This window comes from Sphingobium sp., from assembly GCF_003248505.1.
Lineage (GTDB): Bacteria > Pseudomonadota > Alphaproteobacteria > Sphingomonadales > Sphingomonadaceae > Sphingobium.
In genome coordinates this window covers 136,678-159,216 of the sequence record NZ_QFOA01000002.1, presented here as the reverse complement: position 1 = coordinate 159,216, position 22,539 = coordinate 136,678, and the positions used below count along the sequence as shown (strand labels likewise).

Here is a 22,539-nt window from a genome sequence, read left to right as displayed (position 1 = left end):
TATGCCATGATGAAACTTTTTATCGGCAACAAGGCCTATTCGAGCTGGTCCCTGCGCGGCTGGCTGGCGTGCAAGCTGTCCGGCCTGCCGTTCGAGGAAGTCACCGTTCCCCTCTATGACGAAGCGTGGGAAAAGCGGCGCGAGGGCGACGAATTCGCCCCATCTTCGGGCAAGGTGCCGATCCTTTGGGACGGCGACGACGTCGTCGTGTGGGACAGCCTGGCCATCGTCGAATATCTGAACGACAGGACGCAAGGCGACCTGTTCTGGCCCGTCGATCCGGCCGCGCGCGCCATGGCCCGCTCCATGGCGGCGGAAATGCATTCCAGTTTCGCCGCGCTCCGGCGCGAGCACAGCATGAACATCCGCCGGTTCTACCCCGCCGTGCCGCCCTCCGAACCGGTTGTGCAGGATATCGCCCGCATCATGCAGCTCTGGGCGCAGGCGCGTGCGCGCCATGGCGGCGACGGCGATTTCCTCTTCGGTGCATTTTCCGCCGCGGACCTGATGTTCGCGCCGGTCGTCACGCGCTTCATCACTTACCAGTTGCCCGTCGCCCGCTTCGCCGAAGCCTATATGCGCGCGATCGTCGCGCACCCTTGGATGCAGGAATGGATCGGCGGCGCGCAGGCGGAAGACTGGGTGATCGACCGGTTCGAAATGCCGCCCCAGATTGCCTGACATGACCGACCCCACATCTAACGCACCGCCCGAAAGCAAGGCCGCCCGCGCGGCGGAGGCTGCCGCCATTCGCCGCCGCTGGATTACGCTGGGCGAAGGTGTCGCGGTGCTCGCCGTGCTGATCTCCGCCGTCACGCTCTATCTCAACTGGGCCGACAAGCGCGAGGAGCGCGACCGGGAAGCGGTCGAAAGCCGCAAGGCGTCGGCCCGCGCCGCGACGCTGGTGCTGCGGGCCGCCTCGGTCGAGGATGGACGCATCGCCCTTGCCCCCAGCGATCCCGGCCAGATCGTCCAGAGCCAGACCGTCCGCTTTCCCTCTGCCCTTGCCCTATCCCCCGTGGACACGAGCGGGGACGCCCGGATCGAGGCGGGCTGGTTCGACGGCACGCTCAAGAGAGCGCGCGCGAAAGCCAAGCTGCCGGACGAAAGCGTGGGCGACGAACGTCTGCCCGTCGCCATTGCGACCCGATTCACCGTGGGCGGCGAAGCGCATGAGGATGTCGCGCTCTACGATATCGGCTACGGCATCAAGGGCGGCTGGATCGCAGGACATCGCGTGACATTGCGCGGCATTGCGCGCGTGAAGGGTCTGTCGGCGTCCGGCGCGCAGGCGGCGGTCGATGCGCGCTGGACGCGCCTGTCTGCCCGGCGGCCCTAGCCCTGCTTCGCGCCCTGAAACCTAAAAGCGCTTTGTCGCATGGCTCCTACTGGACGATGGAGCCATGATGACCATGATCGGATCCATCGACGTCTTCCATGCCGTGGCCGGGCTGCTTGTGGGAATGCTCGTCGGGCTGACGGGCGTGGGCGGCGGGTCGCTCATGACCCCGCTCCTCGTCCTCTTCTTCGGCTATTCGGCCAAGACGGCGGTGGGCACCGACCTGCTCTTTGCCGCCATCACCAAAATCGCGGGCTCCGCCGTCCACGGATCGCGCGAGAGCGTGGACTGGGCCATCGTCAGGCGCATGATGCTGGGCAGCGTGCCCGCTGCGATCCTCACGCTCATCCTGCTGAGGCATGTCGGCGAAATCGGCCAGTCCACCGAAAAGATCATCCTGACGACGCTCGCCTGCCTGCTGGCGCTCACCGCCGTGGGCGTGCTGGCGCGCAGCTGGCTGTTCCGGCACCGCAACGCGGTCGACCTGCCCCAATCGAGGACGGCGATCTTGGCAGGCACGACGCTGCTGGGCGCATTTCTCGGCGCGGCGGTGACGGTGTCGTCGGTCGGCGCCGGGGCCATCGGCGTCACCGTGCTGCTGACGCTCTATCCCCGGCTTCAGGTGTCGCGGATCGTGGGGTCCGATATCGCCCATGCCGTGCCGCTCGCGCTGATCGCGGGCACGGGCCACTGGCTGATGGGCGACGTGAACGGCACGCTGCTGACCAACCTCCTCATCGGGTCGATCCCCGGCGTGATCGTCGGCAGCTACCTCTCCTCGCGGGCACCCGACCGGCTGCTTCAGCCGCTGCTCGCCGCCGTGCTGGCGATATCGTCGTGGCAATTGTTCGTGAAGGCCCGCACGCCCGAACCGCATCGCGTCCACGCCGCCCCGCCTGTCGTGCCCACGAAAAAGCCCGGCGCGCTCTGACAGCGGCCGGGCCTTCGTCGTCGGGTCTGGATCGCGGCGATCAGCCGACGATTTCCTCGGGCTTGAAGAAATAGGCGATCTCGGTCGCCGCATTCTCTTCGCTGTCCGACCCATGGACCGAATTCGCCTCGATCGATTCGGCGAATGCCTTGCGGATCGTGCCTTCGTCGGCATTGGCAGGGTTGGTCGCGCCCATGATGTCGCGGTTGCGCTTCACGGCGTCCTCGCCTTCCAGCACCTGCACGACCACCGGGCCGGAGATCATGAACGCGACGAGGTCGGCGAAGAAGGGGCGTTCCTTGTGCACGGCATAAAAGCCCTCGGCCTGCTCGCGGCTCATGCGGATGCGCTTGGACGCGACGACGCGCAGGCCCGCTTCCTCCAGCTTCGCGGTGACCGCACCGGTCAGGTTGCGGCGCGTGGCGTCGGGCTTGATGATCGAAAAGGTGCGCGTGACGGCCATGGCCCTCGATACTCCGGATTGTTGGAAAGAAAGTTGCGCGCCCTTTAGACGCGCCCGTGCTGCACCGCAAGGGGGCGGCGCGCAACGGCCTTGCGGAGAGGCTGGGGGCAGGGGTAGCTCTCCGCCCGTCATGTCCGACGACAGGGGTTCGCACGATGCGCCGTTATGAAAATCGCTCCCGCCTGCTGGCCATCGGCCTGGCTGCACTGGCTGGCTTCGTCGATGCGCTCGGTTTCCTGAAGCTGGGCGGCATGTTCGTATCGTTCATGAGCGGCAATTCGACCCGGATGGCCGCCGGGGTGGCGACGCCGATCCACGGCAGCCTGTTCGCAGGCGCTCTCATCGCCGCGTTCGTGGTCGGGGTCATGACCGGCACGGTGGGCGGACAGGCGGCGGGCCGCTGGCGCCAGCCTGCGGTGCTAGCCATCGTCCTCTGCCTCCTCGTGGCGGGATGCCTTGCCGAAACGCTCGTCGGCCGATCGACGCCTGCGACCCTGCTGGTGGCGGGCGCGATGGGCGCGGCCAACGCGATATTCCAGCGCGACGGCGAAGTCAGCGTGGGCGTCACCTACATGACCGGCACGCTCGTCAAGTTCGCGCAGCATCTGACCGCTGCGTTGACGGGCGGGCCGCGCCTGGGATGGATGCCCTATTTCCTGCTGTGGCTGGGCCTGATGGCCGGTGCGACCGCCGGCGCGAGCGCCTATCGCCTGATCGGGTTCCAGGCGCTGTGGATGGCGGTGGGCTTTGGCCTGTGCCTTTTGCTTCAGGCCCTCTGGCTCGGACCGTTGCCCGCAAGGGAATGATATCCCGGCAGCAGCAGGGCTCAGGGGCCCTGCACCCACTTCCTGCCCTCCTGCCGCCAGAAGCGCGGCTCGACCCCGTCGGCCTTGCTCAGCGCCCGCCAACTCGTCCGCGCGCCAGCGATGGTGTCGGCGTCGAAAAAGTAGAAAGCCCGCTCGAACCCCAGCGCTTCCTCACGCCATAGACCGTCGGCCAGCGCGACGTGACGCGCGCCGTTCGCCGCCTCGCACCGCTCGCTCAGCAGGATGGGCTGCGCCGCCGCCCGCTCCTCCCCCGCCCGCCCATGCGCGAGGAAGCTTTCGGGCGGCCCGGCCCACAGCCCTTGCGATATCCGCTCCAGCCGCTCGTCCTCGCCCGCCACCACCAGCAGCCGCGCGCCGAGGCCGAGCACGCGCGCCGCAATCGCGGGCAGCACCTGTTCGACCGGATCGCGGCTCAACTGGTAGAAGTCGACCTGCATCGCCCGCGCGTCAGCGCTCGAACCGGTCGGCGACGAAACGGTCGATCAGGCGCACGCCATATCCGGTCGCGCCCTTGTCCCACGTGCCGCCCGGCTTGTCCGCCCACACCATGCCCGCAATGTCGAGATGCGCCCATTTGACGCCGTCCTCGATGAACCGCTTGAGGAACTGCGCCGCCGTGATCGACCCGCCGTAGCGCGGACCGATATTCTTCATGTCGGCAATCGGGCTGTCGATCAGCTTGTCGTAGGCGGGCGACAGCGGAAAACGCCACAGCGGATCGCCCACCGCCTGCCCTGCGGCGATCAGGTCGCCGGCCAAGCCGTCGTCGTTGGAAAAAATGCCCGCATATTCATGGCCCAGCGACACGACCATCGCGCCGGTCAGCGTGGCAAGGTCGACGATCACTTCGGGATCGTAGGTCCGCTGCGCCCAGGTCAGCGCGTCGCACAGCACCAGCCGCCCTTCCGCGTCGGTGTTCAGCACCTCGATGGTCTGCCCCGACATGGATGTCACGATGTCGCCGGGGCGCTGCGCGTTGCCGTCGGGCATGTTTTCGACGAGGCCGCAAATGCCCACGACCCGGGCCTTGGCCTTGCGTCCGGCAAGCGCCTTCATCGCGCCCGCGACCGCGCCTGCGCCGCCCATGTCCCACTTCATGTCCTCCATGCCCGCCGCCGGCTTGATGGAGATGCCGCCTGTGTCGAAGGTGACGCCCTTGCCGACGAAGACCACCGGCTTGATCCCCGATCCGCCGGTCCCGTCCCATTCCATCGCCAGCAGACGCGCCTCGCGCACGGAGCCCTGCGCCACGCCCAGCAGCGATCCCATGCCCAGCTCTTCCATCGCCGCCTTGTCGAGCACGGTGATCTTGATGCCGAGGTCGGCGAGATGGCGGCACCGCTCGACGAAGCTTTCGGGATAGAGGATGTTGGCCGGTTCCGACACCAGTTCGCGGGTGAAGGCGACGCCCTGCGCGATGGCGTCCTGCGCCTGCCATGCGGCATCCGCCTCCTGCGCGACGATGGTCAGCGTCTTGAGCGTGGGCTTAGATTTTTCGGGAAGCCTGGTGCGGTACGTGTCGATGCGCCAGCCGCGCAGCCGCGCGCCGAACGCCAGCGCGGCGGCCAGGTCGCCGCTCGCGTCGCCCACGAACTCGACGGCGGCGTGCGCGGCCCCGCTGGTGGCGAGCTTAGCGGTCAGCGCCGCGCCCGCCTTCTCCATGTCCTGCACGCTGCCAGCGCCCGTGCCCAGCAGCAGCACGCGCACCGCCTTGCCGCCCTCCTCGACGAAGCTTTCGAAGCTCGTTCCCGCCTCGCCCGTGAAGCGGGACGCGGCGGCCCCTGCGCTGAGGGTCGACGCAGCCGCCAGCGGCAGCGCGCTAAAGCCCTTCTGTACGGCAAGGACCAGCGTGTCGGCGTCGGGGCGGGTCGGGGCGAAGCGAATGTCCATCGGGCTCTTATCCTCTTGTCGGCGTGTAGAGTAAGGCGGCGGAACGCCGCGCTCTTGCCTGCCAGATAGTGTGGCTTTGCCGCCGTGGCAAAGGTCGTTCGACCGATTTTGCCCTGCCCGCAGGTTCAGCAGCGATTGCGAAGGAGCAAGTCCTGCGATAGGCGGAAGTCAGATAAGCCCGACGATAAGGCTCCTTCGCTTGCCAAACGCCCTGTTCTCCCCGTCCCTGCGCGCTGTTCTCCTGACCGGTGCGGCCCTTGGCCTCGCGCCGCATGTCCATGCGCAGGACAAGGCGCCCGAACCGCGCCTCAACGAACCGGCCACGCCGATCAGCGCGCCTGATGCGCCCGTGCCCACGGCGGACGACCAGATCGGCTTTGCCGCCGACCAGCTTCAATATGACAGCAATGCCGAAGTCGTGACGGCCAGCGGCGGCGTGCAGTTGCTGCGGGAAGGCAACCGCCTGCGCGCCGACAGGGTGGTGTGGAACCGCACCACGGGCAAGGTGGAGGCGCAGGGCAATGTCTCTGTCATCGATGCGGACGGCAACGTCGCCTATGGCGACCGGTTCGACGTGACCGACACGCTCAAGGACGGCGTGGTGGACAATATGCTGCTCGTGCTTCAGTCGGGTGGGCGGCTGGCGGCGGTGAAGGGCACGCGGGTGAACGGCGTCTACACGCTCGACCGCGCCGCCTACACCGGCTGTTCGGTCGAGGACAGCGACGGCTGCCCCAAACAACCCACCTGGCAAATCAACGCCGTCCGCGTCGTCTACGATCCCGTGCGCCAGCGCGTGACCTATAAGAACGCCAATGTCGAACTGTTCGGCCTGCCGCTCATCCCCCTGCCCGGCCTGTCCCACCCGGCGGGCGAGGGCGGCGGCAGCGGGCTGCTGGTCCCCAACATCCGCTACGACCGCAACAACGGCTTCGAAGTGGCGGTGCCCTATTATACGAAACTTGCGCCCAACCGCGACCTGACCGTCACGCCGCACGTCTATTCCAAAGTGCTGCCGATGCTGGAGGGCAATTACCGCCATCTCTACGACCGCGGCGCCTATCAGGTGACGGGCTATGCCACCTACGGGCGGCGCGTGGGCATCAGCGGTCTCGATCCGGTGGACGCCAACTCTGAAAAAGGCATTCGCGGCTATCTCGATGCCAGCGGCGCGATGCAGCTGACGCCGGAATGGAGCCTCGACGGGTCGATCCGGGTCGCGACCGACCGTACCTTCCTGCGCCGCTACGACATCAGCCGGGACGACCGTCTGCGCAGCACGCTGGGGGTGCAGCGGATCGGCGACGACAGCTATTTCTCGCTGCGCGGCTGGGCGGTCCAGACCCTGCGCCAGGGCGATTCGCAGGGGCAGCAGCCGATCGCGCTGCCCGTGATGGATTACCGCCTGCGCCTTGCCGACCCGTGGCTGGGCGGCGTGATCCAGCTTCAGGCGAACACGCTCGCCATCTCCCGCACCAGCGGGCAGGACACGCAGCGCGCCTTCGCGGCGGCGGAATGGAACCTGCGCAAGCTGACGGGCCTCGGGCAGGAAGTGACTTTCACCGGCTATCTGCGCGGCGACGTCTATCACAGCAACGATGTCGCCCAGAACGCGATCCCCGCCTATGCCGGGGAGCCGGGCTGGCAGGGGCGCGGCATCGCCGCCGCGGCGGTCGACATGCGCTGGCCGTTCATGGGCGAAGCGTTCGGCGGGGTTCAGCGTATCGCCCCGCGCGTCCAGATCGTCGCCGCCCCCCGCCTTGCCAACCTGCGCATCCCCAACGAGGACGCCCGCGCCGTCGATCTGGAGGACAGCAACCTCTTCGCCCTCAACCGCTTTGCAGGCTACGACCGGTTCGAGGACAGCTCACGCGTCACCTACGGCATGGAATATGGCCTCGACCTGCCGCATTTCTCGCTCCAGGCGGTGATCGGGCAGAGTTATCGCCTGTCGAGCCGCGAAAGCATCCTGCCGGACGGCACCGGGCTGTCGGACAAATTCTCCGACGTCGTCGGCCGCACCACGATCCGCTACCGCAATTTCATCAGCCTCACCCATCGCTACCGGCTCGACAAGGACAGCTTCGCCGTCCGCCGCAACGAAATCGACGCGACCGTGGGCAGCACCAAGACCTATGTGATGGTCGGCTATCTGCGCCTTAACCGCAACGCGCTCGCCAGCCTGGAGGATCTCCAGGACCGCGAGGAACTGCGCATGGGCGCGCGCGCGCAATTCGCCCGCTTCTGGTCGGTCTTCGGTTCCACCGTCATCGACCTCACCGACAAGAAGGAAGACCCGATCAGCATGGCGGACGGCTACCAGCCCGTGCGCCACCGCCTCGGCCTTGCCTATGAGGACGACTGCCTGACGCTGGGCTTCACCTGGGTCCGCAACTATCAGGCCAATGGCGACGCGCGAAAGGGCAACAGCTTCCAGCTTCGTCTAGCTTTCCGCAATATTGGCATATAAGGAACAGGCTCCCGCCCCTGTCAGGACCGGTTAAGGCGGACCGGAGCATGACGCTCCGGACCCGATTGGAGATCATTGCGCAAGATGCTGCCTGCCCCCTTCTCGCCCCGCCGCCTCGTACGCGGCGTCCGTCCGGGCCTGAACATGCTGCTCCTCTCCTCGGTGCTTGTCGGGTCGGGCCTCCAGCCGCTGCGCGCGCAGACGGTCGACGACGATCGCGACGATGTCGCGTCGCAGCAGCTCAACCTGCCCAAGGATCTCACGCTCTTCGGCAAGAGCGATCCCAATGTCCGCAAGGCGACAGCCATCGTCAACGGGCGCATCATCACCGGCACGGACGTGGACCAGCGGCTGGCCCTCATCATCACCGCCAACGGCGGCAAGGTGTCGGACGAGGAAAAGGAGCGGCTGCGCGTGCAGGTGCTGCGCAACCTGATCGACGAAACGCTCCAGATCCAGGAAGCCGCCGCCAACGACATCAAGATCGCGCCCGAGGAAGTGAACCAGAGCTATGAGCGCGTGGCGGCCAATTTCCGCCAGTCGCCCGCCCAGTTCGACAGTTATCTGCGCGAAAAGGGCAGCTCTTCGGCCAGCATCAAGCGCCAGATCGAGGGCGAACTGGCCTGGAGCCGCCTCCTGCGCCGCAACATCCAGCCCTTCGTCAACGTGTCGGAAGAAGAAGTGAAGTCGGTCGTCGACCGGCTCAACGCCGCCAAGGGCAGCGACGAATTCCGCGTCGGCGAAATCTATCTGTCCGCCACGCCCGAAAATCGGGCGCAGATCGTCGCCAATGCGCGCAACATCATCGAACAGATCCAGAAGGGCGGCAGCTTCCCCGCCTATGCCCGCCAATTTTCCGAAGCGTCGACCGCGGCGGTCGGCGGCGACCTTGGCTGGATTCGCCCCGCGCAGCTTCCCGCCGAACTGGCGCAGGCCGCCAGTGAAATGCAGGTCGGCCAGATCGCAGGCCCCATCGAAACCGTGGGCGGTGTGTCGATCCTCTACGTCATGGACAAGCGCAAGGTGCTGACCGCCGATCCGCGCGATTCGCTGCTCAGCCTCAAGCAGCTGTCGGTGCTCTTCCCCAAGGGCACGACGAAGGAACAGGCCAGCGCCAAGGCAGCGAGCTTCGCCGCCGCGATCAAGGAGATCAAGGGCTGCGGCCAGGCCAACGAGATCGGCGCAAAGATCGGCGCGGACGTGGTCGACAACGACAATGTCAAGGTCCGCGACCTTCCGCCGCAGTTGCAGGACATTCTCCTCAACCTTCAGGTCGGTCAGTCGACCCCGCCCTTCGGCTCGATCACCGAAGGCGTTCGCGTCCTCGTGGTCTGCGGCCGCGACGATCCCGCTTCCGCCGGCGCGCCCAATGCCGAACAGATTCAGGCGCAGTTGGAGGAAGAACGAGTCAACAAGCGCGCGCGCATCTATCTGCGCGACCTTCGCCGTGATGCCGTCATCGAATATAACTGATCCCGCCCTGCCCGACCCCGCCCCTTTCGCCGTTCCGCTCGGCGACCCGGCGGGGATCGGGCCGGAAATCGTCGCCAAAAGCTGGGTGATGCGCGAAGCGCGCGGCCTGCCGCCCTTTTTCGCGGTCGGCGACGTCGCGTCGCTGCGCGCGGTATGGCTGGGGCCCATCGAGGCGATCGAGACACCGGCGCAGGCCGCCGCCGTCTTCCCCCGCGCGCTCCCCGTCCTCCAGATCGGCGAAAGCCATCCCGTAACGCCCGGCACCCCGACGCAGGACGGTGCGCGCACGGCCTTCCAGTCGCTGGAAGTCGCGGTCGGCCTCGCCCGGCAGGGGTCGGCCGCTGGCATCGTCACAGCGCCGGTCGGCAAGGAACAGCTTTACGGCGTCGGCTTCACCCATCCCGGCCAGACCGAATTCATCGCCGAACGCTGCGGCGTTTCCGCGCACAATGCCGTCATGATGCTCGCCGGTCCGTCGCTCAAGGTCGTGCCTGTAACCATCCATATCGCGCTCGCCGACGTGTCCGCCGCGCTCACTGTCGACCTCATCCGCGCGCGGGCGCTGACCACGGTCAAGGGGCTGCAACGCAATTTCGGCATTGCCCGCCCCCGCATCGCCGTCGCCGGGCTCAATCCCCATGCGGGCGAAAATGGCGCGTTGGGGCGGGAGGAGATCGACGTGATCCGCCCCGCCGTCGAACAGCTTCAGGCCGAGGGGATGGAAATCGTCGGGCCGCTGTCGCCCGACGGCATGTTCCACGCCCGCGCCCGCGAAACCTATGACGCGGCGCTGTGCATGTACCACGATCAGGCGCTGATCCCGATCAAGACCCTCAATTTCGACGAAGGCGTCAACATCACGCTGGGTCTCCCCATCGTGCGCACCTCGCCCGACCATGGCACCGCCTTCGGCATCGCCGGGACCGACAGCGCCAATCCCGGCGCGATGATGGCCGCGCTCAAGATGGCCGCCGAAGCCGCCCGCGCTCGCCTCGCCCATGGTTGAGACCCGCCCGGCGCTCCCCCCGCTGCGCGAAGTGATCGCGCGCCACGGCCTTGCCGCCAGCAAGGCGCTGGGCCAGAATTTCCTGCTCGACGAACAGTTGCTGGATCGTATCGCCGCCATTCCCGGTCCGCTCGACGGCCAGCCCGCGTTCGAGGTCGGTCCGGGGCCCGGCGGCCTCACCCGCGCCATCCTGCGGGCCGGGGCGCGTCTGGTCGCGGTCGAACGCGACGACCGCTGCCTTCCCGCCCTCGCCGAGTTGCAGGACGCCTTTCCCGGCCAATTGCGCATTCTGTCCGACGATGCGATGAAGGTCGATGCGCACGCCGAAGCGGGCGATGGCGCGCATATCGTCGCCAACCTCCCCTATAATGTCGGCACGCCCCTGCTCGTCGGCTGGCTGTCCGCCGACTGGACCCCGCTTCCCTGGTGGTCGACGCTGACCCTGATGTTCCAGATGGAGGTCGCCGAACGCATCGTCGCAAAGCCGGGCACCGACCATTATGGCCGCCTCGCCGTCCTCTCCCAGTGGCGCAGCGACGCGCGCATCGCGATGAAGGTGCACCGCAGCGCCTTCACCCCGCCGCCCAAGGTGATGTCGGCGGTCGTTCACCTGACCCCGAAGCCCGCGCCGGAAGGGGTGGCGCTCAAGCATCTGGAACGCCTCACCGCCGCCGCGTTCGGCCAGCGCCGCAAGATGCTGCGGCAAAGCCTCAAGGGCCTGCCCGGCGCGCTCGACGCACTGGCGTCCCTCGGCATCGACCCGCAACGCCGCGCCGAAACCCTGTCCATAGAGGAATTCGTCGCCACCGCGCGCTTGCTCGGCCGCTGACCGTTCGTGATTTCGAAGCACGAATGCCGTCGAAAACGTCCGCCGGCGCACCGATGAAAATATGCGCGCAACTGTCTACTTCGCTGTATCCTTATCCTCGACTTGCCCCCGCCCGACCGGCTAGATGGCAGCGCCCATGTCGCGCCTCATCCTCCTCAACAAACCCTATGACATGCTGTCCCAGTTCACCGACCGGAACAGCCCGACCGCCCGCGCCACCCTGTCCGACTGCGTCGCCATCCCCGGCGTCTATCCCGCCGGTCGGCTCGACCGCGACAGCGAAGGATTGCTGCTCCTGACCGACGACGGCCGGCTCCAGGCCCGCATCGCCGACCCCCGGTTCAAACTGCCCAAGACCTATCTCGTCCAGGTGGAGGGGATCGTCAGCGACCGGGCGCTCGCCGCGCTGCGGCAGGGCGTCATGTTGAAGGACGGCCCCACCCGCCCGGCACAGGCCGACCGCATCGACCCGCCTGCCCTGTGGCCCCGCGACCCGCCGATCCGCGTGCGGCAAACCGTGCCCGACAGCTGGCTGCGTCTCACCATCGCCGAAGGCCGCAACCGGCAGGTGCGCCGGATGACGGCAGCGGCAGGCTTCCCCACCCTGCGCCTCGTCCGCTGGTCGATCGGCGACTGGACGGTGGAAGGCCTCGCCCCCGGCCACTGGCGCGAAGAGAGGGCGTAACCGTTCGGTCAGGGGGTTTCGGTCGGCACCTTGTCGGGCGCGGGTACCGGGTTCTTTTCCGTCATCGCGACGGCGGGCGGCCCCTTGGCAATGGCGGCGGACAGATGCGACACCGGCGCGCAATCTGCCTTGCACAGCTTCTGCGCCTGCGCCAGCACATCCTTGGCACGGGCGACCGCGCCCTTCTCCACCATCGCCTCGCCCTGCCCCGCGAGCGCCACGACATCGGTGGGATCGAGCAGCAGCGCTTCCCGATAGAGGCGGATCGCCTTCCCTTGAAGTCCCTGTGCCCGCGCGACTTCCGCCAGTTCGACATAGGCCGCCCGGTTACGGGGATCGACCGCCAAGGCGCTTTCCAGTGCATCGGTCGCACCGGTAAGGTTCCCCGCCCGGCGCGCCGCTTCGCCCGCCTTCTGCCATTGGATCGACTGCGGATTGATCTGATTGTCGGGCTTTTGCGACAGCCCGACGCTCGACACGGTGGCGAGCAGAGCGGCAAGGGCAATCGAGGCAGGGGTGAAACGCATGATAAACTCCAGCCATGTTTCAGGCGTTGATTCCCGATCCTCGCGATTTTGCGGGCGCTTGTCCATGGCTGATTAGGCCGCTTCCCGCCGCATCCGCGCAAAGAAGAAACCGTCCGTCCCGTCATGCCCCGGCGTCAGCAGCCAGCCGCCGCCATGCCCGCGCCCAAACGGCAGCGCCAGCGGCTCGGGCGTCCAGCCCGCATGACGGGCGAGGAACGCGTCCACCTGGCCCTTCCCTTCCCGATCGGTCAATGCACAGGTGGCATAGACGAGCGAGCCGCCCGGAGCCACCAAAGGCGCCGCGAAATCGAGGATGCGCGCCTGCTCCGCCACCAGCCGGTCGAGCCGAGAGGGGCTGAGCCGCCAGCGCGCCTCCGGGTTGCGCCGCCATGTGCCCGTGCCCGAACAGGGCGCGTCGACCAGCACGACATCCGCCTTGCCCGTCAGGCTCGCCAGCCCGCGCGCCTCATGCGCCTGATCCAGCAGCATCGTCTCGACGAATGTCGCCCCCGCCCGCTCCGCCCGCGGTTCCAGCCGGGCGAGGCGCGCGCGGATCGTGTCCGTCGCGACCAACCGCCCACGCCCATCCATGGCCGCCGCCAGCGCCAGCGTCTTGCCCCCCGCGCCTGCGCACAGGTCCACCACCGTCATGCCGGGCTGTACGCCGCATGCGTGGACGATCAGCTGGCTGCCTGCGTCCTGCACCTCGACCAGACCGTCCTTCCACGCCGCCGCCTGCTCGACCGGGTGCCCTTCCGGCAGGCGGAGCGCGTCGGGCAGCCCCGCGAGCGTCACCGCGTCGGGAAATAAGGGCGCGACCTTGGCAGGCGCGGCTTTCAATCGGTTCACCCGCAAGTCCACCGGCGCGCGCCCCAGCAGAGCATCCTGCTCCACCGCTTGCGCCAGCAGCGGCGCGATCCAGCCCGGCACAGTCCCCGCGGGCGCCCCTGCCTCCCCCGGCTCGATGGGCAGCGGCCCATGCGCCGATCCGTCGAACAGCTCGGCGATATCCGGTCGCTCCGCGGCAAGGCCGATCATTGCTGCGCGCCCGGTGTCGGGCCGCTCGCCCGCGCGGCGGATCGCGTCATAGACATGATCGCGCACCGCCCGCCGGTCGCGCGACCCGGCATAGCGCCGTTCCTTGAAATAGCGGGCGATCAGTGTGTCCGCCGCCGGCCCGCCATCGCGCGCCGACGCGACGATGGCGTCGAGCAGGTCGATGGCCGCCTGCACGCGCGCGGCGGGGGTCATGCCGCCCGGATCCTAGCGGGTGGGGTAATTGGGCGCTTCCCGCGTGATGGTGACATCGTGGACATGGCTTTCGGACAGGCCTGCGTTGGTGATCTGAACGAAGCGGGCACGCGATTGCAGGTCCTTGATCGTGGCGCTGCCGGTGTAGCCCATCGCCGCCTTCACCCCACCGACGAGTTGATGGATCACATCCTTCGCCGGTCCCTTGAACGGCACCTGCCCCTCGATCCCTTCGGGCACCAGCTTCATCTGGTCCTTGATGTCGGCCTGGAAATAGCGGTCCGCGCTGCCCCGCGCCATCGCGCCGACGCTGCCCATGCCGCGATAGCTCTTATAGGCGCGGCCCTGGTACAGGAACGTTTCGCCCGGCGCTTCGGCGGTTCCGGCGAGCAGCGATCCCACCATGACGCAGCCCGCGCCCGCCGCCAACGCCTTGGCCACGTCGCCCGACGTGCGAAGCCCGCCGTCCGCGATGACCGGCACGCCATGCCGGGCGGCTTCCTCGGCGGAGTCCATGACGGCCGTCAGCTGCGGCACGCCCACGCCCGCAACGACGCGCGTGGTGCAGATCGACCCCGGCCCGATCCCAACCTTCACGCAATCCGCCCCCGCGCCAATCAGCGCCTTGGTCGCTTCGGCGGTGGCGACGTTGCCCGCCACAACCTGAACATGGTTGGACAGCTTCTTCACCGCTTCGACCGCCACGGCGACCTGGCGGCTATGCCCGTGCGCGGTATCGATGACGATAAGGTCGCATTCCGCGTCGATCAACGCCCTGCTGCGTTCCAGCCCCTTGTCGCCCACCGTGGTCGCAGCCGCGACGCGCAGCCGCCCCGCGTCGTCCTTCGTCGCCTGCGGATAGGTAACCGCCTTTTCCATATCCTTGACCGTGATGAGGCCGACGCAATGATAGGCATCGTCCACCACCAGCAGCTTTTCGATCCGCCGCGCATGGAGCAGGCGGCGCGCTTCGTCCTGCCCTACACCGGCCTTGACCGTGGCCAGATTGTCCTTCGTCATCAATTCGCTGACCGGCTGATCCGGGTTTTCGGCAAAGCGCGTGTCGCGGTGGGTCAGGATGCCGACCAGCTTGCCCGATTGCTCCACGACCGGAATGCCGCTGATCCGGTGGCGCTGCATCAACATTTGCGCGTCGGCCAGCGTCGCGGTCGGCAGGATGGTGATCGGGTTGACCACCATTCCGCTTTCGAACCGCTTGACGGCGCGCACGGCGTCGGCCTGCTCTTCGACGGTCAGGTTCCGATGCAGCACGCCGATGCCGCCCAACTGTGCCATCACGATCGCCATATCGGCCTCTGTCACCGTGTCCATCGCGGAAGACAGGATCGGGATATTGAGCCTGATCGCCTTGGTGACATGGGTCGACGTGTCCGCCTGGCTCGGCAGCACATCGGATTCGCCGGGCTGCAACAGCACGTCGTCAAAGGTGAGGCCAAGGCGGATATCCATGGAAACGAGCCACTTTCTGCTGGGGGGCGCCAGCGTCGGCAGCCGCGCCCCGGGGGATTTGTGGCGGCCCATGTAACCACTTCGCCCGCGCGGGGCCAGACCCCGGCGCGATTTTCTTAACGAAGGGTCGGAGCCGCCGTCATCATACGCGCTACCGCTCGGTTCAGAGCCGGTTCCGCTTGTATATGCGCACCAGCCACAGCGCCGTCAGAACCGCCACGGTCAGAACGCGCGGCGGCAGGCTGTCCAAAGCATGCGGCACGCTCCAGAACAAAGCGTCGCCGGTGAAGATCACAGCCAGAACGGCGATCGCGAACAGGACAGGCGGCAAGAACAGGCGGGCGGGCATGGCCCGACCCTAACACGCCAGCCTCGGCATCGCCAAAAACCTTCCTTTCCATGCAAACGAAAAGGGCGGAGCCGCCGGCCCCGCCCTTCGTCGCATCGACTGACCGAATGTTCAGACCCCTAGCGGCGACGGATCGCCGAACGGCCCCTTGCGCTTGCGCGTGCGGGGGATGGAGGAACCCGCCACCGGGACGACCGACGGTTTGATCGTCGTTCCGTCTTCCCGCGTGATCTCTCCCCGCTCCAGCAAGGTCTTGATCTCCTCACCGGTCAGCGTCTCATATTCGAGCATCGCGTTGGCCAGCAGGTGCAATTGCGCCTCATGACCCTTCAGGATGTCCTGCGCGCGGGAATAGCCCTGCTCGACCAGACCACGGATCTCGCTATCGATCAGCTTTGCCGTTTCGTCCGACATATGGACACGCTGGCTTTGCGAATAGCCAAGGAAAGTTTCGCCCTGCTGCTCTTCATATTGCAGCGGGCCCAGCTTGTCCGACATACCCCACTGGGTCACCATGTCGCGAGCCAGCTTGGTCGCATATTGGATATCGCCCGACGCGCCGCTCGACACCTTATCATGTCCGAAGATGATTTCCTCAGCAACGCGTCCGCCCATGGCGACGGCCATATTCGCGTGCATCTTGTCACGATGATAGCTGTAGCTGTCCCGTTCCGGCAGGCGCATCACCATGCCCAGTGCGCGACCGCGTGGGATGATCGTCGCCTTGTGAATCGGGTCGGACGCAGGCTCGTGAACAGACACGATCGCATGGCCCGCCTCGTGATAGGCAGTCATCTTTTTCTCGTCGTCGGTCATGACCATGGAACGGCGTTCCGCACCCATCATCACCTTGTCCTTGGCCGATTCGAACTCGTCCATCGCGACCAGACGCTTGCCGCGCCGTGCCGCCGTCAGCGCCGCTTCGTTGACCAGATTGGCAAGGTCGGCACCCGAAAAGCCGGGCGTTCCACGCGCGATGGTGCGCGGGTCGACGTCGGGTGCCAACGGCACTTTCTTCATATGAACGGCAAGAATCTTCTCGCGCCCTTCAATGTCGGGACGAGGAACGACAACCTGACGGTCGAAGCGGCCCGGACGCAACAGAGCGGGATCGAGCACGTCGGGACGGTTGGTCGCCGCAACGATGATGATACCCTCGTTGGCCTCGAATCCGTCCATCTCGACCAGAAGCTGGTTCAGCGTCTGCTCGCGCTCGTCATTGCCGTTGCCGAGGCCCGCGCCACGATGACGACCGACCGCGTCGATTTCGTCGATGAAGACGATGCAGGGCGCGTTCTTCTTCGCCTGCTCGAACATGTCGCGCACACGGCTTGCGCCGACGCCCACGAACATCTCGACAAAGTCGGAGCCGGAGATGGTGAAGAAGGGCACGCCCGCCTCCCCCGCGATGGCGCGAGCCAGCAGCGTCTTGCCGGTACCGGGCGACCCGACGAGCAGAGCGCCCTTGGGAATCTTGCCGCCGAGCCGGGCGAACTTGGTCGGGTCCTTCAGGAACTCGACGATCTCCTGCAATTCCTCGCGCGCCTCGTCGATGCCCGCGACATCGTCGAACGTCACCTTGCCGTGCTTTTCGGTCAGAAGCTTGGCCTTTGACTTACCAAAGCCCATCGCGCCGCCGGCGCCGCCGCCCTTCTGCATCTGGCGAAGAACGAAGAAAGCAATGCCAAGGATCAGCAGGAACGGCAAGGATTGATAGATCAGGATCATCCAGAAGCTGGGCTGCTCCTCCGGCTGGCCAGAATATTTGACGTTATAATCGTCGAGCAGGCCGGTCAGGCCCGGATCGTTGACGGGAACGGTCGAGAATTTCTGCCCGCTCGACAATGTGCCGCTGATCTTGTTGGGCGCGATCGCAACATCCTTGACCTGCCCCTCCTGCACCTTCGAGCGGAATTCGGAATAGGCGATGCCAGCGCCGGATTGCGAAGCGGTGCGGCTGTCGAACAGAGAGACGAACAACAGCAGCGCCACGATAACGCCGGCCCAAATCATCGCGCTCTTGATCCAGGGATTGCCCTGCGGGTCTTTCTCGTCGTTCATCATCACTCTCTTTCAGTCGACAAGATAGGGCGCGCCGACAAAAGCGCAAGCGGAGCAGGCCGCAGATTCCGCCCCCTCCGCCCGGCTATCGACAGGATCTTCAACCGCCGACGAACAGGGTAACGGCCACATAGGCCAGAGCGATTGCGACGCCCGCGGAAAGGCCGCACAGCAGATAACCCATGTACAGAAGGAGCGGCGGGTGCGGTCGCGCCATCTGCCGGTTCCGTTGCGCCGCCGAAAGTATGACGCTCGCCAGCAAGCCGTAGGTCAGGGCCGCAAATTCCATCATCCGTTTCAAATCCCCGCGTGAAAATCACGCCGTGACTAACCCAAACCGCGTTAAGGATTCATCCTCGCACTGCCAAAAATCGGCGAAGCGAGCCATGACCACGACTGGCCGGGGAACTTTCCGGCACTTGGCGGTCCTACGCTCGGCGGCGGGGCGGCGCATGCGTGATTCGCCATGTCGGCCCACCTTTAAGCAGATATCGGCCAAGGCTGGCCTGCCTTCCCCCCTTCGCTTCTGACAATGCATGGTCCAACGCATCGCCGCGCGGCGGTTCCGCCTCCGGATCGGCGGCCGCCAGCATATGCAGCACCAGCCGACGCAGATATTCGCGCGGAAGTTCGGTGCGGTCGAGCACCCAGCACTCCGGTTCTGCACGGATATGCGCTGTTGCCAGCGCCACGACGCTCCATTCGATCGCCGCCTCCGCCTCGGCCAGCGCAGCAGCGCTTCGGGCCAGCGCCAGCGGTTCGATCCACGAAGCCCCCGCCAACGCGCCGCGAACGACCGCCCGGTCATAGCGCTCATCGCTGTTCGAAGGGTCCTCCACGAACGGCAGAGCGTTGGCCCGAGCGAAATCGATCAACTGCCACTTCCTTAACCCGAGCAACGGTCGGATGATCCGCCCGCTGCAAGGCCGGACCCCCGCCAGCCCGCTGACGCCGGATCCTCGATTGAGGCGCATCAGCAGCGTTTCGGCCTGATCGTCGGCATGGTGCGCCGTCATGATCCAGTCGATGGACCGGGCCGCGCGCCAGCCCTCCATCACGCGATAGCGCATCGCCCGCGCCCATGCGGAAACGTTGCCTTCGACCGGCGCATCGGGTGTCAGGACGGCGTGCGGCACGCCAGCATCGGCGCACCAGCGCGCTACCATAGCGGCTTCGGATGCGGCCTCCGGGCGCAACCCGTGATCGACCGTCACTGCCTCGACCCGTCCCGCAAAGTCCGATGCCGCTAACGCCAGCAGGGCCATGCTGTCCGGCCCGCCAGACACGGCAACGCCAAATCGTGCGACATCGTCATCCTCCGTCAGGCGAAGGACGGCCTTGCGAAAGATGGCGCGCAGCGGTGCGCCCTGTTCGTCGCGGGAGCGGATCATGGGATCAGCCGTTTCCACCAACTGCCCTTCAAAATCCATCCATTCCTCGCGACACCGGGCAACCATAGAGGCAAAACGCCCTCTTCCCTTCCCCAACCTTGATCCCCATAGAGATCAGCCATGACCGACGCACCTGCCCCCGCCATAGAAATCCGCAACCTCACCAAGGTCTACAAGGGTGGCAAGCGCGCGCTGGACGGCATCAATCTGTCGATCCCTCGCGGGCAGATATACGGCCTGCTGGGTCCCAACGGCGCAGGCAAATCGACCACGATCAACATCCTCGCCGGGCTGGTCAACAAAACGCAGGGCGATGTCAGCATCTGGGGCTTCGACATCGACGTAAATCCGCGCAACGCGAAAAACAGCATCGGGATCGTGCCGCAGGAAATCGTGTTCGATCCCTTCTTCACGCCATTCGAGACGCTGGAGAATCAGGCAGGTTATTATGGCGTGCCCAAGGACCGCCGCCGGTCGATGGAACTGTTGAGCGCGGTGCATCTGGAGGACAAGGCCAATGCCTACGCCCGGACGTTGTCGGGCGGCATGAAGCGGCGGCTGCTGGTGGCGAAGGCGATGGTGCATTCGCCGCCGATCCTGGTGCTCGACGAACCGACCGCCGGGGTCGACGTGCAGTTGCGCCAGCAGCTTTGGGCCTATGTCCGCGAACTCAACCGGCTCGGCGTGACCATCGTGCTCACGACACACTATCTGGAGGAGGCGGAGGAACTGTGCGACCGCATCGCCATCATCAACCATGGCCGGGTCATCACTGACAAGCCGACGCGAGAACTCATCGCCATGGCGCAGGAAAAGGTTGTGCAGGTGACAGTCGACCGCGACGTTGGCGTGGTGCCCACCGCCCCATGCTTCGAAAAGGTCGAATTGAGCGACGGACGCACACTGACGATCACTTATATGAAGGACCGCGCCAATGCGGGGCAGGTGCTGAGCGCGGTGCAGGCCAGCGGCCTTGCGATCGTAGACGTTGTGACGCGCGATCCCGATCTGGAGGATGTGTTCCTCAATCTGACTGCGGACGCCTGAAAACCGCTCCTTCCCCCCGAACGGACCGTAAGAGGCCGGAGACCCCATGACCACCACCCTCTACGATGTCGTCATCATCGGCTCCGGCGCGGCAGGGCTTACCGCCGCGATCAACCTGGCGCAGGACCGGAAGGTGCTGGTGATGGCCAAGGGCGCGCTCGACGGTGGGTCGACCAACTGGGCGCAGGGCGGCATCGCCGCCGTGCTCGACGCCGGCGACAGTTTCGAGGCGCATGTCCACGACACGATGGTAGCAGGCGCAGGTCTCAACGACCGCGCTACGGTCGAATTCGTCGTGTCCGAAGCGCCCGCCGCGATCGACCGGCTCGCGGCGCTGGGCGTTCCGTTCAACGGGGGCGAGGAATTCGGCGAACGCTGGCACCTGACCCGGGAGGGCGGGCACAGCCACCGGCGCATCGTTCATGTCGATGACGCGACCGGACACGCAGTGCAGGTCGCCCTGCTGAAGGCCGCTCGCGCCAATCCGAACATCACGCTGATGGAGGACATGGTCGCCATCGACCTTATCACCTCCCGCCATGGCGAACGTTATTCAGGCGATGGCCATGTCTGGGGCGTCTATGCCTTTAACAAGCAGACGAAGCGAGTCGACACCCTGCTCGGTCGCGCGACAATCCTGTGCACCGGCGGCGCGGGGCGGACCTATCTCTTTTCCACCGCGCCGCGCGGCGCGACGGGCGATGGCATCGCCATGGCGTGGCGCGCCGGGTGCCGCGTCTCCAACATGGAGATGAACCAGTTCCATCCCACCTGCCTCTACAATCTGGAGGTCAAGAACTTCCTCATCACCGAAGCTGTGCGGGGCGAGGGCGGACATCTGAAGCTGCCGCCGGGCGTGCCGGGCGGCGGGGAACGTTTCATGCCCCGATTCGACCCGCGTGGCGAGCTTGCGCCCCGCGACATTGTCGCGCGCGCCATCGACCATGAAATCAAGCGCCTCGGCCTCGACTATGTCCATCTCGACATCAGTCACAAAGAGCCGGAGTTCGTAAGGCACCACTTCCCGACCATCTACGCCCGCCTCCTCGACCTCGACATCGACATCACCAAGGAACCGATTCCGGTCGTCCCGGCGCAGCATTACACCTGCGGGGGTGTCATCATCGACCTTGACGGGCGCACGGACCTGCCCGGGCTTTATGCGGCGGGGGAAGTGAGCGAGAGCGGGCTTCACGGCGCAAATCGCCTTGCTTCCAATTCGCTCCTCGAATGCTTCGTGTTCGGAGAGGCGGCAGCGGGGCATATCCGCGCCCACTGGGACGCCTTGCCCCCGCCCCCGGCAATCCGGCCTTGGGACGAAAGCCGTGTTACCAACAGCGACGAAGAGGTGATCGTCCAGCATAACTGGAAAGAAATCCGCCGGTTCATGTGGGATTATGTCGGCATCGTGCGCACCACCAAGCGGCTGGAGCGCGCGCAGCATCGCATCGACCTGCTCTCCAGAGAGGTTGACGACTATTACGGTAACTTCCGCGTCACACCGGATCTCATCGAACTGCGCAACCTGCTGGAGGTCGCCCGGCTTGTCGTCCGCTCGGCGCTGCGTCGCAAGGAAAGCCGCGGCCTTCACTACACGCTCGACTATCCCGAAACGCTACCCAAAGCAGTCGACACCGTCCTTGCGCCTTAGCCTGCCAAAAAGCTTTTGAGCAATGCACCGAACCGTGCGGGCTGGTCGCGCATGACCATATGGCCGCTTGGCCCCACAGGTTTCAGCACCACGCCCTTCTTCCCCGCATAGGCGCTGCGGAAGCGGTCGGCGATGGTGGCGTTCATCTGCGCGTCGTCACCGATCGCATAAACGACCTCCAGCGGTACGGTGAGGCGCGACAGCTGCGGGGACAGGTCGATGTTCGCCAGATCGCGCAACGCGCTCGCGATGACGTCCGGATCGCTGCCCTGCGCGCCGGGCGTCCGCCCGACGATCTGCGCCAGATAGCGCCGCCCTGCCGCTGTCCCTGTGAGATATCCGCTCAACTGGTCGGCGAGGAAGCCCAACCCGCTCGCCGTCCCTCCGACCATCGCAGCCCCCGCCGGCAGCATGTCGACGACCATCACCCTAGACGCCAGTCCCTTCAGCCCCAGCAGCATCGCCAACGTGCCGCCCATCGAATGACCGACTGCGGCGGGGCGCTTCAAACCCGCGGCCACGACATAGCGGGCGATCTCGTCGGCCACCGGCTGCACCACAGGTCCGCTCGCATTGTCGTCCGGCGCGAGGCCGGCGAAACCGCGCACATGGACAAGATGCAGCCGACAGTCGGGCATCGCGTCCAGAACCCCGTTCCAGGCCCCCGGCCCGCTCGCAAGTCCGGGGATGAGCAGCACGTCGCGCCCCGTTCCACGGACCGTAACGGCGATCCGGCGGGAGGCAAAGGACGCAGCTACAGCACGCCCGCTCCCCAATGCCAACCCCCCGATCCCCGCGCCGATTACGAAGCTCCGCCTGTCGATGATGAATGTCATGCCCCGTCTATTGCCCGACCGCCGCTGAACCGCAACTGAGCGG

At 66.5% G+C, this 22,539-nt stretch carries 22 protein-coding genes; 11 read left to right on the top strand and 11 right to left on the bottom strand.

The genetic code is table 11. The features are described from left to right. The first annotated feature begins 6 nt into the window (after positions 1-6). The 3 genes from DI606_RS01850 (at position 7) to DI606_RS01840 (ending at position 2,270) form a co-directional block, all read left to right on the top strand. Positions 7-681: a glutathione S-transferase family protein gene (locus DI606_RS01850; protein ID WP_293979318.1), complete on the top strand. Its 675-nt coding sequence runs from the start codon at positions 7-9 to the stop codon at positions 679-681. A gap of 1 nt (position 682) precedes the next feature. Next, a complete protein-coding gene (locus tag DI606_RS01845; RefSeq protein ID WP_293979316.1) occupies positions 683-1,339 on the top strand; it encodes a hypothetical protein in 657 nt (218 codons plus the stop codon). A gap of 67 nt (positions 1,340-1,406) precedes the next feature. Then, positions 1,407-2,270: a sulfite exporter TauE/SafE family protein gene (locus DI606_RS01840; RefSeq protein ID WP_293979354.1), complete on the top strand. Its 864-nt coding sequence runs from the start codon at positions 1,407-1,409 to the stop codon at positions 2,268-2,270. A gap of 40 nt (positions 2,271-2,310) precedes the next feature. Here DI606_RS01840 and ndk read toward each other — a convergent pair whose 3' ends face one another. Beyond that, entirely contained in the window at positions 2,311-2,733 is a 423-nt protein-coding gene (gene ndk / locus DI606_RS01835; RefSeq protein ID WP_293979314.1) for a nucleoside-diphosphate kinase, read from the bottom strand. 155 nt (positions 2,734-2,888) lie between these two features. Between ndk and DI606_RS01830 the strand changes: the two genes are divergently transcribed. Next, on the top strand, positions 2,889-3,539 hold the full coding sequence (locus tag DI606_RS01830) for a YoaK family protein (RefSeq protein WP_293979312.1): 651 nt from the start codon (positions 2,889-2,891) through the stop codon (positions 3,537-3,539). Positions 3,540-3,559: 20 nt separating this feature from the next. Here the strand turns inward: DI606_RS01830 and DI606_RS01825 are convergent, their stop codons facing one another. Both DI606_RS01825 and DI606_RS01820 read right to left on the bottom strand, forming a co-directional pair. Then, positions 3,560-3,997, bottom strand: coding sequence for a DNA polymerase III subunit chi (locus DI606_RS01825; protein WP_293979310.1), 438 nt, complete (start codon positions 3,995-3,997; stop codon positions 3,560-3,562). A 10-nt stretch (positions 3,998-4,007) separates the two neighbouring features. Then, positions 4,008-5,450: a leucyl aminopeptidase gene (locus tag DI606_RS01820; RefSeq protein ID WP_293979308.1), complete on the bottom strand. Its 1,443-nt coding sequence runs from the start codon at positions 5,448-5,450 to the stop codon at positions 4,008-4,010. Positions 5,451-5,649: 199 nt separating this feature from the next. On the opposite strand from DI606_RS01820, the gene DI606_RS01815 reads away from it, so the two are divergent. The 5 genes from DI606_RS01815 to DI606_RS01795 all read left to right on the top strand — a co-directional run bounded on the left by DI606_RS01815 (position 5,650) and on the right by DI606_RS01795 (position 11,913). Continuing rightward, on the top strand, positions 5,650-7,920 hold the full coding sequence (locus DI606_RS01815) for an LPS assembly protein LptD (protein ID WP_293979306.1): 2,271 nt from the start codon (positions 5,650-5,652) through the stop codon (positions 7,918-7,920). Between the two features lie 84 nt (positions 7,921-8,004). After that, complete coding sequence (locus DI606_RS01810; RefSeq protein ID WP_293979304.1) at positions 8,005-9,393, top strand: peptidylprolyl isomerase; 1,389 nt, start codon at positions 8,005-8,007, stop codon at positions 9,391-9,393. Next, the gene (pdxA, locus tag DI606_RS01805; protein ID WP_293979352.1) at positions 9,371-10,399 is read left to right on the top strand and encodes a 4-hydroxythreonine-4-phosphate dehydrogenase PdxA; all 1,029 of its coding nucleotides are present in this window, start codon (positions 9,371-9,373) and stop codon (positions 10,397-10,399) included. Before DI606_RS01810 ends, pdxA begins: the two co-directional genes overlap by 23 nt. Next, the gene (gene rsmA, locus DI606_RS01800) at positions 10,392-11,228 is read left to right on the top strand and encodes a 16S rRNA (adenine(1518)-N(6)/adenine(1519)-N(6))-dimethyltransferase RsmA (protein ID WP_293979302.1); all 837 of its coding nucleotides are present in this window, start codon (positions 10,392-10,394) and stop codon (positions 11,226-11,228) included. Before pdxA ends, rsmA begins: the two co-directional genes overlap by 8 nt. A gap of 136 nt (positions 11,229-11,364) precedes the next feature. Then, positions 11,365-11,913 carry a pseudouridine synthase gene (locus tag DI606_RS01795; protein WP_293979300.1) on the top strand — a complete coding sequence of 183 codons (549 nt, stop codon included), beginning with the start codon at positions 11,365-11,367 and terminating at the stop codon, positions 11,911-11,913. An 8-nt stretch (positions 11,914-11,921) separates the two neighbouring features. Here the strand turns inward: DI606_RS01795 and DI606_RS01790 are convergent, their stop codons facing one another. From DI606_RS01790 to tilS, 7 genes are all read right to left on the bottom strand, one after another. Continuing rightward, positions 11,922-12,440: a tetratricopeptide repeat protein gene (locus tag DI606_RS01790; protein ID WP_293979298.1), complete on the bottom strand. Its 519-nt coding sequence runs from the start codon at positions 12,438-12,440 to the stop codon at positions 11,922-11,924. A 72-nt stretch (positions 12,441-12,512) separates the two neighbouring features. Beyond that, positions 12,513-13,691 (bottom strand): RsmB/NOP family class I SAM-dependent RNA methyltransferase, encoded by a 1,179-nt coding sequence (locus tag DI606_RS01785; protein WP_293979297.1) that lies wholly within the window; start codon positions 13,689-13,691, stop codon positions 12,513-12,515. A gap of 12 nt (positions 13,692-13,703) precedes the next feature. Continuing rightward, positions 13,704-15,161, bottom strand: a complete 1,458-nt coding sequence (guaB, locus tag DI606_RS01780; protein ID WP_293979296.1) for an IMP dehydrogenase — start codon at positions 15,159-15,161, stop codon at positions 13,704-13,706. A 163-nt stretch (positions 15,162-15,324) separates the two neighbouring features. Continuing rightward, positions 15,325-15,510 carry a hypothetical protein gene (locus DI606_RS01775; protein ID WP_293979295.1) on the bottom strand — a complete coding sequence of 62 codons (186 nt, stop codon included), beginning with the start codon at positions 15,508-15,510 and terminating at the stop codon, positions 15,325-15,327. A 111-nt stretch (positions 15,511-15,621) separates the two neighbouring features. Beyond that, positions 15,622-17,571: an ATP-dependent zinc metalloprotease FtsH gene (ftsH, locus tag DI606_RS01770; RefSeq protein WP_293979293.1), complete on the bottom strand. Its 1,950-nt coding sequence runs from the start codon at positions 17,569-17,571 to the stop codon at positions 15,622-15,624. A 100-nt stretch (positions 17,572-17,671) separates the two neighbouring features. Continuing rightward, positions 17,672-17,863, bottom strand: coding sequence for a hypothetical protein (locus DI606_RS01765; protein ID WP_293979292.1), 192 nt, complete (start codon positions 17,861-17,863; stop codon positions 17,672-17,674). Positions 17,864-17,999: 136 nt separating this feature from the next. Continuing rightward, positions 18,000-18,962 carry a tRNA lysidine(34) synthetase TilS gene (tilS, locus tag DI606_RS01760; protein ID WP_293979290.1) on the bottom strand — a complete coding sequence of 321 codons (963 nt, stop codon included), beginning with the start codon at positions 18,960-18,962 and terminating at the stop codon, positions 18,000-18,002. 120 nt (positions 18,963-19,082) lie between these two features. Here tilS and DI606_RS01755 point away from each other — a divergent pair, with 120 nt between their 5' ends. Next, the gene (locus DI606_RS01755) at positions 19,083-20,009 is read left to right on the top strand and encodes an ABC transporter ATP-binding protein (RefSeq protein ID WP_293979289.1); all 927 of its coding nucleotides are present in this window, start codon (positions 19,083-19,085) and stop codon (positions 20,007-20,009) included. 46 nt (positions 20,010-20,055) lie between these two features. After that, on the top strand, positions 20,056-21,660 hold the full coding sequence (nadB, locus tag DI606_RS01750; protein WP_293979287.1) for an L-aspartate oxidase: 1,605 nt from the start codon (positions 20,056-20,058) through the stop codon (positions 21,658-21,660). Here nadB and DI606_RS01745 read toward each other — a convergent pair. Further along, a complete protein-coding gene (locus tag DI606_RS01745; protein ID WP_293979286.1) occupies positions 21,657-22,496 on the bottom strand; it encodes an alpha/beta hydrolase in 840 nt (279 codons plus the stop codon). The genes nadB and DI606_RS01745 overlap by 4 nt on opposite strands. Positions 22,497-22,539 lie beyond the last annotated feature (43 nt).